Below are 12,184 nucleotides of genomic sequence, written 5' to 3'. Positions count from 1 at the left end.
TGACCATGCGAACTCATCTGCGCCACTCGGCGCATGCGTTTTTCCTGTGGATTAAACTGCTGTGGCGCCGCATCGATGAAGACAACATGACTACGCAGGCCGGTAACCTCGCCTACGTGTCACTGCTGGCGCTGGTGCCGCTGATTGCCGTGGTATTCGCGCTGTTTGCCGCCTTCCCGGTGTTCTCGGACATCAGCGTGCAGCTGAAGAACTTCATCTTCACTAACTTCATGCCGGCCGCCGGGGATGTGATTCAGCGCTATCTCGATCAGTTTGTCGCCAACGTCAACAAAATGACGGCAGTGGGAGCGGTCGGGCTGATTGTCACTGCGCTGCTGCTGATGCACTCGGTCGACAGCGCACTCAACGCCATCTGGCGCAGCGACAAGCCGCGCCCGATGGTTTACTCCTTTGCGGTCTACTGGATGATTCTGACGCTGGGACCGCTGCTGGCCGGTGCCAGTCTGGCTATCAGCTCCTATCTGCTGTCGCTGCGCTGGGTGAACGTGACCGGCGTCACCAGCCTGATCGATCAGGCGCTACGCATCTTCCCGCTGGTTTTGTCGATTCTCGCCTTCTGGCTGCTGTACAGCATTGTGCCGACGCGGCGCGTGCCGGGACGCGATGCGTTGATAGGTGCGGTGGTCGCGGGTCTGCTGTTCGAGCTGGGCAAAAAAGGCTTCGCGCTCTATGTTACGATGTTTCCTTCGTATCAGTTAATTTACGGCGTGCTGGCGGTGATCCCCATCCTGTTTCTGTGGGTTTACTGGACCTGGTGTATTGTGTTGTTAGGCGCGGAAGTGACCGTCACGCTGGATGACTATCGCCAGTTAAAACAGCAGGAACGCGATAAAGAACGAGAGGAAACATGATTGCTTTGATACAGCGTGTGACGCGCGCCAGCGTCAGCGTGGATAACGCCACGGTGGGCGAAATTGGCGCCGGTCTGCTGGTGCTGCTGGGGGTGGAAAAGGGCGATGATGAGCAGAAATCACAGCGCCTGGCGGAGAAAGTGCTGGGCTACCGCATCTTTGGCGATGAGAACGACAAAATGAACCTCAGCGTACAGCAGACAGGCGGTAGCGTGCTGGTGGTCTCGCAATTCACCCTGGCGGCCGACACGCAAAAAGGCATGCGTCCCTCTTTCTCTGGCGGCGCGCATCCGGCGGAAGCGGAGCGCCTCTATCACGACTTCAGCGATCGCTGCCGGGCGCTGGGCGTCACCACCGCCAACGGGCGCTTCGCCGCCAATATGCAGGTTTCGCTGATTAACGATGGTCCGGTGACCTTCTGGTTACAGGTGTGAGATTTTTAGCCGAGCGGCAAGGGATCAGCCACGCAAGCTCCGAACGAGAGAATCACTTTATGTATCATCTTCGCGTACCGCAAACGGCGGAAGAGCTGGATACGTATTACCAGTTCCGCTGGGAAATGTTACGGAAGCCGCTGCGCCAACCGCAGGGCTCAGAACGTGATGCCTGGGATGCGCTGGCGCATCACCAGATGGTGGTGGATGAGCACGGCAAACCGGTAGCGGTAGGCCGGCTGTATATCAATGCGGAAAATGAAGCGGCGATCCGCTTTCTGGCGGTGCATCCGTCGGTGCAGGGCAAAGGGCTGGGTACGCTGGTGGCGATGACGCTGGAGTCGGTGGCGCGCCAGGAAGGGGCCAAACGCGTCACCTGTAGCGCGCGCGAGGATGCGGTGGAGTTCTTTGCCAAGCTCGGCTTTGTCAATCAGGGCGAAATTACTGCACCGCAAACCACGCCGGTGCGTCATTTCCTGATGATTAAACCGGTGGTGACGCTGGATGATATTCTGCATCGCGCCGACTGGTGCGGACAGCTGCAGCAGGCGTGGTACGAACACATCCCGCTGAGCGAAAAGATGGGCGTACGCATTCTGCAGTATACCGGGCAGAAGTTTGTTACCACCATGCCGGAAGCCGGCAACCAGAACCCGCACCACACGCTGTTTGCCGGCAGCCTGTTTTCACTCGCCACGCTTACCGGCTGGGGATTGATCTGGCTGCTGCTGCGCGAACGCCATCTCGGTGGCACCATTATTCTGGCCGATGCACATATTCGCTACAGCAAACCCATCAGCGGACGGCCCGGCGCTATCGCCGATCTCGGCTCGCTGAGCGGCGATCTCGACCGGCTGGCGCGCGGACGAAAAGCACGCGTACAGATGGAGGTGGAGCTGTTTGGGGATGATGAGCTGGGCGCGGTGTTTGAAGGTGTTTACATCGTGTTACCCGCCGATCCCGACGGACCGCTGGAAGAGGGCGGTTCAGGCGCGCGTATTAATTAACCACGCAGCGCGCAACAAAACCACAGGGTCACTCTGCATGGCGTAATGCTTGCCAGCTAAGATTCAAATGCATTCAACAACAGTTGCATTTTTGGTAGCGGCGCAATTTATTGCGCGATAAATCGCGCCGCTACGAGTATTGTGCGATTGGCGATGACCTGACGCGCCCGCATCGCGCTTTTCAGCGCGATCGGTCATGCAATCATCACTGCACCTGCCCGCCACGCATCGTCTGCTGCAGCGACTGCGTATCCGTCGTCACCGACAAACTGCCTTCTGCGCTGGCACGCAACGGTGCGCCCGCGCTGAGCGAGCCCTTCAGCTGCAGCTGCAAATTACTGCTGCCGCTCAGCGGCAACGCAGGCCAGCCCCAGTTTTGCAGCACGTTTGCCGGCACCGCCTGGCCTTTGAGGTTCAGCGTAAACGGACGCTGTGCTTCCTGTCCTGCGGTTGCCGTGCCTTCCAGTAATCCGCTACCGTTGAAGGCGCTCATCTCGCTGACCTCAATCTGCCGATCGCTGGCGTTCAGGCTAATCGACGGATGGCGCAAATCGGTGCGGTTAAAGGTGGCTTCCGCCGCGTTAAAGCTGGCTTTACCGGCCCAGATGCCCCATTGATGCTGGCGCGCCAGCAGCAGATTTTCTGCATTACCGTCAAGCGCGGTCATCTGGAACGGGAAGGCCGGATTAATATCAATCACCAGGTTACGGTTAGCGGTCGCACGCTTCACCAGCACGCTATCCAGCCAGCCCGGCAGCGTCTGCTGCCAGCGATCGCGCCAGTTTTGCGGCAGCGTGTATTCCAGGCCGGCAATGGCTAAATCGTCAAGCGTCAGGCGCTTATCGCTGCGCGTCCAGCTGCCGCTGGCGCGAATCACGCCGTTGACCCAGCGGGAGCTGAACTGCGTCAGCTGAATGCCCTGCGGTGAGAATTCGGCGTTGACGATCGGATCGTTGAGTTCAAAGCTGCCGTTAATAAAGTTGCCGGCGTTCATGGCCAGCGAACCGTCGTCGCTCTGCCAGTCATCGCCGCGCAGCGTAATGTTTTTCAGGGTCAGATCGAGATCGGTCACCGCCCAGTCCGGGCCCTGCAGGCGCGCATCGGTCATATCCAGCCGGTTGATGCTCACCGAAGGCACGTCACGCAGCGGACTGAGGAACTCGCTCAGGCTCTGCTGGGTTTGCAGGCGAATATCGTTAAGACGCAGCTGGTTGATTTGCCAGTTACCCTGAGCGTCGCGCTCGGCCCGTCCGGTCATTGAGCCGCGCGCCAGATCGGCGCCGATATTGCTCAGCACCAGCCGGCGTTTGGCGATATTGCCCTGCAGCAGCACGTTGTTACCGGCGACGCCGTCCAGCGTCATGGCACCTGCGCTCATCTGGAACTGCGCATCGCTGCCCAGCATATCGTCAGGCGTGGGCTTCCACGGCACAATGCCGCCGTTGACCCGCTGCGCCGCCAGCGGCAGGGCGCTGTGCGGGCTTTCGATCTGCACATTATTGAGCTGCAGCCGGTTGGCCTGGATCGGCAGCGTGGTTTGTGGTGACTGGTTAGCGAGGTTGATGTCGCCGTCGCGCACTTCAATGCTGTCGAAATGCAGCGGATCGCTGAACTGCACCAGTGCCAGTCCGAGATCGACGCGCTTCGCCACCAGCACCGCCGGCTGGCCGTCGTGGCCGAAACTGAAGTCATCCAGGATGATGTGGGAAGGCGAGGAGAAGTTGTGCTCAATCTTACTCAGCGACAAATGCCAGGCGGTTTTATCGCTTACCCAACGGCTAAACCAGCCTGCGCCCCACTGGGTTTGCAGCAGCACATAGAGAACCACCAGCGCCAGCAGAATCAGCAGTAACAAGGTAAGGAAAAACTTGCCTAAAAATTTCATCGCATCCATCCATCCCGATATTTATCCGGTGAGTGGTTGTTATGCCTGAATTACCGTTACAGCTCAACAGCCTGGATGAAAAAGCGGATAAATAACAGGCAGGCCGTAGCCTGCCAGCAGCATTACTTTTCCTGTGGAAAGACGAGGTTAAGCACGATAGCGGTGATACCCCCGGCGGCGATGCCGGATGACAGCAGGGTTTTCAGCCAGTCCGGGGCAAATTGCAGAATCAGCGGCTGTTGCGATACGCCGAGGCCCACCGCCAGCGATAGCGCGATGATCATAATGGCGCGGCGATTGAGCGGTTCGCGCGACACGATGCGCACGCCAGAAGCGGCAATGGTACCAAACATCACGATGGTGGCTCCGCCCAGTACCGGTTCCGGAATATGCTGCACAAAGCCGCTCACCGCCGGGAACAGGCCGAGTACGATCAGCATCAGCGCCACCACAAAGCCCACGTAGCGGCTGGCCACGCCGGTCAGCTGAATCACCCCGTTGTTCTGACCAAAGCAGGAGTTAGGGAAGGTGTTGAACAGCGCCGACACAAACGAGTTGAGACCATTGGCCAGCACGCCGCCTTTCAGACGCTTCATATACAGCGGACCACTGACCGGCTGTTCGGAGACATCGGAGGTGGCGGTAATATCGCCGATGGTTTCCAGCGAGGTCACCATAAACACCAGCATCAGCGGGATCAGCAGATTCCAGTCAAAACCCAGGCCGTAATAGAGTGGCGACGGCACGGCCAGCAGCGCCTGGTTGGTGGGTTCAGAGGTAGCGGGCAGCATATCCAGCGCCCAGGCCAGTGCATAACCCACCGCCATGGCGATCACCAGCGACGCGACGCGCAGATAAGGGTTGCGCTGGCGGTTGAGCAGGATGATAACCACCAGCACGGCACCGGCCAGCAGCAGATTTTTCGGCGCCCCAAAGCTGTGATCGTTCATGGCGGCGAAGCCACCGCCAATCGAGGTCAGGCCGACCTGAATCAGCGACAGACCGATAATCATCACCACAATGCCGGACACCAGCGGCGTGATGATGCGGCGCGCGAGGTGCAGCACGCGTGACAGCAACATCTCAGTACAGGAAGCCACCATCAGGGTACCAAACAGCGCTGCCATCATGGTCGGCACATCGGCACCGCCGTTTTTCAGCGCCATACCACCCATGATCAGCGGCGTGACAAAGTTAAAGCTGGTGCCCTGAATCGACAGCAGGCCAGAACCCACCGGTCCCCAGGTTTTAATTTGCAGAATGGACGCCACGCCCGAAGCAAACAGCGACATGCTGATGATGTGCTGCGTGTCCTGCGCCGGTAAGCCGAGCGCCTGGCAGATCAGCAGTGCCGGGGTAATCACCGCCACAAACATCGCCAGCAGATGCTGGCAGGCAGCAAACAGCGTTTGCGGCAGCGGCGGACGATCTTCAAGACGGTAAATCAGTTCACTTTTGCTCTCGCCTGGCGCAGTGGCAGGCTGGCGGGATTCAGCAGTATTGACGGACATGGTGGCTTCTCAATAACAACAAAGGGGCGATTTTAAACGGTTGCGTTGTGAAAGCAATCGTTTGCAATGCCCCTTTTAGTTGCGATTGATCTAGAGCGTAAACACGGTGCGGCAGCGGCTGTCATCCTGCTGCCACGCCTGCTCTACCTCACTCAGCGGACGCTGCTGAAAAGCGATGGAGAAGTCACTTTCAGCGGCGGCGTTCAGCATCTCACCAATGCAGGCGATCAGTTCGCTGTCAGAGACGCTGCCCAGTCCGCTGCCCATCAGCGTCAGCCCGGATGAGCGCAGCAGTTTACTGTGCAGCGCGATCTCCTGCCCGCTGAGCGAGCCAATCTGCACAAAGCGCACCGTTTTCTCACCGCCGGCCACGGCCGCATGCATGATGTCGAGCGCACTCTGGCCCCACAGATAATCCAGCACCACATCAATGCCTTGCTGCATCAGCGCTGGCAGCGCGCCGGGCAGTTCATCCAGCGTCAGGATGATATCCGCGCCCTGCGTGCGCAGCTGCTCCAGCACCGCGCGGTTACGGCCGGTGGCGATGATTTTCCCGGCACCGAGGTGACGCGCAATGCGCACCGCCAGCCCGCCGGAGGTGCCGGTTGCGCCATTGATCAGCACGGTTTCACCTGCCTGAAACTGCGCGCGGCGCGTCAGTGCGGCCCACGAGGACATGCCGGGATTGGCGATTGCCGCAGCCAGCAGCGGATCAAGCGTCGGCGGCAGCGCAACCACCGCTGCAGCTGGCACCCGGGTCTGCTGCGCCATACTGCCCCACGGCGCGCTAAAGGCGAGAAAATAGACCGGATCGCCGTTGCTCAGCGTGCCGGTGCCATCAATACCGGCGATAAACGGATAGTGGCTACCGGCGCTGTAATGGGCGCCGGCGGCCCGCGCTTTCGCCAGCTGGCTGATGGCGGCGGCCTTCACCGTCACCACCACATGCTGTTCATCGGCCTGCGGTGCCGGGAAATCGCCCCATACCGGTTTCTCACCTGCGGCACTGACAATAGCTGCTTTCATGTTTCACCTTCAGTTCATCGGATAATATGTGTAATATGCACACATTAGGCCTGCTCTGGGATGACGTCAATGAAAAGCGTGCAAAATACACATAATAATGCCGGCTTCGATGATTTGCACAACGCGCTGCTGATGATCGTCGGCACCTTTAATCGTCCGCAACGCGATGAATTATTAATAAAAGAGTCCGGTATCCAGCTGGATCGTGCCCTGTTTCCGCTATTGATCCAGATTGGCCGCTTTGGTCCCCTCGGCGTGGTCGAGCTGGCGGATCGCGCCGGGCGCGATTACACCACCGTCAGCCGCCAGGTGGCGAAGCTGGAAGAGCTGGGGCTGGCGCAGCGGCAGAAAAATGCCAGAGACAAGCGGGTCAATGAGGCGGTGATCACCGCGGCGGGAAGAGCGATGACGGATAAAATCGACGCGGCGCGCACCCAGATCTATCAGCAGCTGTTCGCTGACTGGCCAGCTGAAGAGCGCGCTGAGTTAACGCGCCTGTTACAGCGCTTCGTCGGGGATTTTATGGCGGTGGATCGACAGTCGCAGCTGGATTAAGCGTGGCTGTAGCGCTCGGTTTCCGGCAGCCAGCGCTCGATCAGCGCCTGAGCCTGTTCGGGATAATGCTGGTGGATATGGCGCGCCACGCGCTGAACTTCCGGAATCATGCTTTGATCGCGCAGTAAATCGGCAACTTTAAACTCGGCGTTGCCGGTCTGGCGCGTGCCGAGCAGTTCACCCGGACCGCGAATTTCCAGATCGTGCTGGGCGATGACAAAACCGTCGTTACTGTCGCGCAGCACCTGCAGGCGTTTCTGCGCGGTTTTACTCAGCGGCGCTTTGTACAGCAGCACGCAGTGTGAGGCGACGGCGCCGCGGCCAACGCGTCCGCGCAGCTGATGCAGTTGCGCCAGACCAAGTCGTTCCGGGTTTTCGATGATCATCAGGCTGGCGTTGGGCACATCCACGCCAACCTCAATCACCGTGGTGGCCACCAGCAGCTGGATTTCGTTGGCCTTGAACGCCGCCATTACCGCCTGTTTCTCTGCCGGCTTCATACGCCCGTGTACCAGACCAACCTGCAGGTCCGGCAGCGCCACTTTCAGCTCCTGCCAGGTGGCTTCCGCCGCCTGCGCTTCCAGCACGTCGGATTCATCGATCAGCGTACACACCCAATAGGCCTGACGGCCCTCATGGCAGGCACTTTGCACCCGGGTGATGATGTCGCTGCGGCGGGTATCGGGAATTGCCACCGTGGTCACCGGCGTACGGCCCGGCGGCAGTTCGTCAATGGTTGAGGTATCGAGATCGGCGTAGGCCGTCATCGCCAGGGTGCGCGGAATCGGGGTGGCGGTCATGATCAGCTGATGCGGATGGAAACCCTGCTCTTCGCCTTTTTCCCACAGCGCCAGCCGCTGATGCACGCCGAAACGGTGCTGCTCATCAATGATCACCAGCGCCATGCCGTTGAACTTCACCTGTTCCTGGAACAGCGCGTGCGTGCCCACCACCATCGCCACCTGACCGCTGGCAATCGCCTCCTGCTGCGCTTCGCGCGCTTTGCCTTTCTGCTTTCCGGCCAGCCAGCCAACCTCTACGCCAAGCGGCGCAAACCACTGGCGGAAATTACTGGCGTGCTGTTCAGCCAGCAGTTCGGTCGGCGCCATCAGCGCTACCTGCTTGCCGTGGGCGATTACGTTCAGCGCCGCCAGGGCAGCTACCAGCGTTTTACCGGAGCCGACATCACCCTGCACCAGGCGCATCATCGGGAAGTCGTGCGCCAGATCGCGCTCAATCTCTGCGACCACGCGCCGCTGCGCCGCGGTGGGCGAGAATGGCAGCGCGGCCAGCAGTTTATCCACCAGTTGGTGGCGTGCCGGCATGGGCAGGGCGTGATGGCGCTGCGCGCCGGCGCGTACCGCCAGCATGCTGAGATTGTGCGCCAGCAGCTCTTCGAGAATCAGACGCTTCTGCGCCGGATGACGGCCGGTTTCCAGCTCGCTCAGGCGCAGGTCCGGCGGCGGCCGGTGCAGGGTGCGTAGCGCCTCTGGCAGGCTGATCAGACCGCCGCTCAATTCCGGCGGCAGCAGCTCGGCAATCGGGCAGCTCTCCAGCAGCGTCAGTGCCTGATCGGTGAGATTGCGCAGCGTGGCCTGGCGAATACCTTCGGTGGTGGGATAGACCGGCGTCAGGGTTTCCTGCAGCTCAACGCCACCCAGCTCGCCCTGGACGCGATACTCCGGATGAATGATTTCAGCGCCGCGCTGGCCGCGTTTGATCTCGCCATAAGCGGTGACGCGACGGCCCGGTGCCAGGCTGTTTTTCATGCCGGCGTTGAAATTGAAGAAGCGCATCGTCAGCACGCCGCTGCCGTCGCTGATCTGGCATACCAGCATACGGCGGCGGCCAAAGGTGATTTCGCTATGCAGCACTTCACCTTCCACCGTCGCCCAGATGCCGGGCAGCAGATCGTTAATTTTGTACAGCTGGGTGCGGTCTTCGTAGCGCAGCGGCAGATGCAGCAGCAGATCCTGAATGGTAAACAGGCCGAGTTTCGCCAGCTTACCCGCCTGGCTGGCGCCGACGCCGGTCAGGGTACTGAGCGGAATGGCATCCAGCAGACGGCCTTTCATTTTTTACCCGTCGCTTGCATGGTGGCCCACCAGGCGGCATCGGCTTCGACTTCGCCCTGCGCGTTGATGTGCGGATAGGGCAGGCCTTTCTGCTTCGCTACGCGCGCCAGCACCGGATACCCGCCCTCAAACAGCAGGCGCTGCTGCTCATCCTCGTCCAGCAGGCTATGCTGGCGGCGATACATGCCGGCGTTTTGCCGCTGGCGCTGGGCTTCATACAGAATCAGCGCGGAGGCCACGGAGACATTCAGCGACTGCACCATACCGACCATCGGAATGATGATATCGCGGTCGGCCAGCGCCAGCGCTTCAGCGGTGATGCCGGTTTTCTCCTGGCCCATCAAAATACAGGTCGGTTTGGTGTAATCGATCTCGCGGAAATCGACCGCTTTGTCAGACAGATGGGTCGCCAGCACCTGCATGCCGCGATCTTTCAGATGGCGCACCGCATCAGCAATGTGGCGATGGGTTTTCACCTTCACCCAACTGTTACTGCCCGCCGACGCGGACACCATGGTGCGCATACGCACGCTGGGCCATACCGCGTGCACTTCGTGGATGCCGACGGCGTCGGCGGTGCGGATCACCGCAGAGACATTGTGCGGCTTATGCACCTGCTCCATGCAGACGGTGAGATCGTGCTGGCGCATGGCCAGCATCTCCTGGATACGAGCAAAACGTTGAGCGTTCATGCACTAATTACGGTTACGGTGAACTTTAATCACGTCCGGCATCACGCGGATTTTACGCATGATATTGGCCAGATGGACGCGATCGTTCGCGGTGAGGCGGATGAAGGCGCTGTAAACGCGGCCGTCACGCTCTTCGGTATTGAGGCTTTGAATATTCGAACCTGCGGTATTTATTGCCGCGGTCAGGTTGGCCAGCGCGCCCTGGTGGTTAAACATATCCACCTTAATCTCGGCGACAAACTCCTGATCGGTCACTTTATCCCATTCAACCGGCATGAATTTTTCCGGTTCTTTCTGGTAGCCGCGAATGTTGCGACAGGATTCGTGATGCACCACCAGCCCTTTACCGGGACTAACGTGCGCGACAATCGGATCGCCAGGGATTGGACGGCAGCACTTGGCGAAGGTAATCAGCACGCCATCAGCGCCCTTGATGGGCAGCTTTTTACTGCGCTTGCTGCTGCCAGATGACGGTTCGCTACCCGATTGCAGCAGGTTCTTCGCCACCACCACGCTCATGGCATTGCCGAGGCCAATCTCCGCCAGCAAATCGTCGATGCTGGAGAGCTTCATACGCTCCAGCTCCTGCTGAATATTCTCCGCCGGAATCTCGGCCAGCTTTTTGCTGCCGCCGAGTGCGTGGCTCAGCAGACGACGGCCGAGGTTAACGGAATCTTCGCGCTTGAGGTTTTTCAGCAGCTGGCGAATTTTGGCACGCGCTTTTGAGCTGACCACAAAGTTGAGCCACGCGGCATTTGGCCGGGCGCCAGGTGCGGTAATGATTTCAATCGTCTGGCCGCTGGTCAGCGCCTGCGACAGCGGATACGGCTGGCGATCGACGCGCGCACCGACGCAGGCGTGGCCGATATCGGTGTGCACCGCATAGGCGAAATCCACCGGCGTGGCGCCCGCGGGCAGTTCGACGATGCGGCCTTCCGGCGTAAACACGTAGATCTCATCCGGGAACAGATCGGATTTTACGCTCTCGATGAATTCAAACGAGCTGCCAGCGCTCTGCTGCAGCTCCAGCAGGCTTTGCAGCCAGCGCTGGGCGCGAATTTGCGCGGTGGTACCGCTTTCGCCAGCTTCTTTATAAGCCCAGTGGGCCGCCACCCCCATCTCCGCCATCTGATCCATATCTTCGGTACGGATTTGCACCTCAACCGGCACGCCGTGCGGGCCGATCATCGAGGTGTGCAGTGACTGATAGCCGTTGGCTTTGGGAATGGCGATGTAATCTTTCACGCGTCCGGGACGCGGTTTGTACAGGCTGTGCATCTGACCGAGCACGCGATAGCAGGTATCGAGGTCTTTCACGATGACGCGAAAGGCATAAATATCCATGATCGAGTGAAATCGCTGCTCTTTCAGGTGCATTTTGCGGTAGATCGAATAGAGATGCTTTTCACGTCCGCTGACGCGGCACGGAATGCCGGCTTCCTGCAGACGCCCGTCGATTTCCGACAGGATCTTCTGAATCATCTCTTTACGGTTACCGCGCGCCGCTTTCACCACCTCTTTAATTACGCGGAAACGGTTTGGGTAGAGCGCTTCAAAGCCGAGCTCTTCCAGTTCCGTTTTCAGGTGATGAATACCGAGGCGGTGCGCCAGAGGACTGTAAATCTCCAGCGTTTCCAGCGCGATGCGCCGTTTTTTATCCGGACGCAGCGCGCCCAGCGTGCGCATGTTGTGCGTGCGGTCAGCCAGTTTGATCAGGATGACGCGAATGTCCTGCACCATCGCCATGATCATTTTGCGGAAGTTTTCAGCCTGCGCTTCTTTCTTGTCGCGGAATTTCAGCTTATCGAGCTTGGAAACGCCTTCTACCAGCTCGGCCACGCTTTTTCCGAACAGCTGTTCCATGTCCTGATAGGTGGCGGGCGTATCCTCGATCACATCATGCAGCAGCGCCGCCATCAGCGTTTCGTGGTCGAGTTTCATCTCGGCCAGAATGCAGGCAACCGCAACGGGATGGGTGATATAGGGTTCGCCGCTGGAGCGTGTCTGGCCCTCGTGGGCATCACGTGCGACAAGGTAAGCTTGCTTGAGGCGCTTGATTTGCTCCTCAGGCAAGTATTTTTCAATCAGCTGATTGAGGCTTTCAAACAGATACAAGGTTGACCTGCA

General features: G+C 59.5%; 10 protein-coding genes. 4 read left to right on the top strand and 6 right to left on the bottom strand.

Annotated elements, in window-relative coordinates; genetic code table 11:
- The first annotated feature begins 5 nt into the window (after positions 1-5).
- Genes CBW22_RS11590 through fabY form a run of 3 tightly spaced genes read left to right on the top strand, consistent with a single transcriptional unit; the run spans position 6 to position 2,313 of the window.
- A complete protein-coding gene (locus CBW22_RS11590) occupies positions 6-872 on the top strand; it encodes a virulence factor BrkB family protein (RefSeq protein WP_021507114.1) in 867 nt (288 codons plus the stop codon).
- A complete protein-coding gene (gene dtd, locus CBW22_RS11585; RefSeq protein ID WP_021507113.1) occupies positions 869-1,306 on the top strand; it encodes a D-aminoacyl-tRNA deacylase in 438 nt (145 codons plus the stop codon). The genes CBW22_RS11590 and dtd overlap by 4 nt, the downstream gene beginning before the upstream one ends.
- Positions 1,307-1,365: 59 nt before the next feature.
- Positions 1,366-2,313, top strand: coding sequence for a fatty acid biosynthesis protein FabY (fabY, locus tag CBW22_RS11580; protein WP_088516696.1), 948 nt, complete (start codon positions 1,366-1,368; stop codon positions 2,311-2,313).
- A gap of 205 nt (positions 2,314-2,518) precedes the next feature.
- Here the strand turns inward: fabY and CBW22_RS11575 are convergent, their stop codons facing one another.
- From CBW22_RS11575 to CBW22_RS11565, 3 genes are all read right to left on the bottom strand, one after another.
- The gene (locus CBW22_RS11575) at positions 2,519-4,198 is read right to left on the bottom strand and encodes an AsmA family protein (protein WP_058780493.1); all 1,680 of its coding nucleotides are present in this window, start codon (positions 4,196-4,198) and stop codon (positions 2,519-2,521) included.
- 122 nt (positions 4,199-4,320) lie between these two features.
- Entirely contained in the window at positions 4,321-5,709 is a 1,389-nt protein-coding gene (locus CBW22_RS11570) for a nucleobase:cation symporter-2 family protein (protein ID WP_088516695.1), read from the bottom strand.
- A 90-nt stretch (positions 5,710-5,799) separates the two neighbouring features.
- Positions 5,800-6,735 (bottom strand): quinone oxidoreductase family protein, encoded by a 936-nt coding sequence (locus CBW22_RS11565; RefSeq protein WP_088516694.1) that lies wholly within the window; start codon positions 6,733-6,735, stop codon positions 5,800-5,802.
- A 69-nt stretch (positions 6,736-6,804) separates the two neighbouring features.
- Between CBW22_RS11565 and CBW22_RS11560 the strand changes: the two genes are divergently transcribed.
- The gene (locus CBW22_RS11560) at positions 6,805-7,290 is read left to right on the top strand and encodes a MarR family winged helix-turn-helix transcriptional regulator (protein ID WP_088516693.1); all 486 of its coding nucleotides are present in this window, start codon (positions 6,805-6,807) and stop codon (positions 7,288-7,290) included.
- On the opposite strand, the gene recG is transcribed toward CBW22_RS11560, so the two are convergent.
- From recG to spoT, 3 genes are read right to left on the bottom strand one after another with little or no spacing between them, the layout of a single operon-like run.
- Positions 7,287-9,365 carry an ATP-dependent DNA helicase RecG gene (gene recG, locus CBW22_RS11555; protein WP_021507107.1) on the bottom strand — a complete coding sequence of 693 codons (2,079 nt, stop codon included), beginning with the start codon at positions 9,363-9,365 and terminating at the stop codon, positions 7,287-7,289. The genes CBW22_RS11560 and recG overlap by 4 nt on opposite strands.
- Positions 9,362-10,057 (bottom strand): tRNA (guanosine(18)-2'-O)-methyltransferase TrmH, encoded by a 696-nt coding sequence (trmH, locus tag CBW22_RS11550; protein WP_058759437.1) that lies wholly within the window; start codon positions 10,055-10,057, stop codon positions 9,362-9,364. The genes recG and trmH overlap by 4 nt, the downstream gene beginning before the upstream one ends.
- A gap of 3 nt (positions 10,058-10,060) precedes the next feature.
- The gene (gene spoT, locus CBW22_RS11545; RefSeq protein ID WP_021507105.1) at positions 10,061-12,172 is read right to left on the bottom strand and encodes a bifunctional GTP diphosphokinase/guanosine-3',5'-bis pyrophosphate 3'-pyrophosphohydrolase; all 2,112 of its coding nucleotides are present in this window, start codon (positions 12,170-12,172) and stop codon (positions 10,061-10,063) included.
- Positions 12,173-12,184: the final 12 nt, after the last annotated feature.

Source organism: Pantoea sp. VS1 (assembly GCF_002207995.1).
GTDB lineage: Bacteria > Pseudomonadota > Gammaproteobacteria > Enterobacterales > Enterobacteriaceae > Pantoea > Pantoea dispersa.
Note: the sequence above shows the minus strand (reverse complement) of the source record. Positions and strands in the feature narration are given on the sequence as shown.

What these genes read in the sequence shown, in the direction of transcription:
- recG (WP_021507107.1), bottom strand. Translation starts at nt 9,365, where the DNA reads ATGAAAGGCCGTCTGCTGGATGCCATTCCGCTCAGTACCCTGACCGGC.
- trmH (WP_058759437.1), bottom strand. Translation starts at nt 10,057, where the DNA reads ATGAACGCTCAACGTTTTGCTCGTATCCAGGAGATGCTGGCCATGCGC.
- CBW22_RS11560 (WP_088516693.1), top strand. Translation starts at nt 6,805, where the DNA reads ATGAAAAGCGTGCAAAATACACATAATAATGCCGGCTTCGATGATTTG.
- fabY (WP_088516696.1), top strand. Translation starts at nt 1,366, where the DNA reads ATGTATCATCTTCGCGTACCGCAAACGGCGGAAGAGCTGGATACGTAT.
- CBW22_RS11565 (WP_088516694.1), bottom strand. Translation starts at nt 6,735, where the DNA reads ATGAAAGCAGCTATTGTCAGTGCCGCAGGTGAGAAACCGGTATGGGGC.
- CBW22_RS11570 (WP_088516695.1), bottom strand. Translation starts at nt 5,709, where the DNA reads ATGTCCGTCAATACTGCTGAATCCCGCCAGCCTGCCACTGCGCCAGGC.
- dtd (WP_021507113.1), top strand. Translation starts at nt 869, where the DNA reads ATGATTGCTTTGATACAGCGTGTGACGCGCGCCAGCGTCAGCGTGGAT.
- CBW22_RS11575 (WP_058780493.1), bottom strand. Translation starts at nt 4,198, where the DNA reads ATGAAATTTTTAGGCAAGTTTTTCCTTACCTTGTTACTGCTGATTCTG.
- CBW22_RS11590 (WP_021507114.1), top strand. Translation starts at nt 6, where the DNA reads ATGCGAACTCATCTGCGCCACTCGGCGCATGCGTTTTTCCTGTGGATT.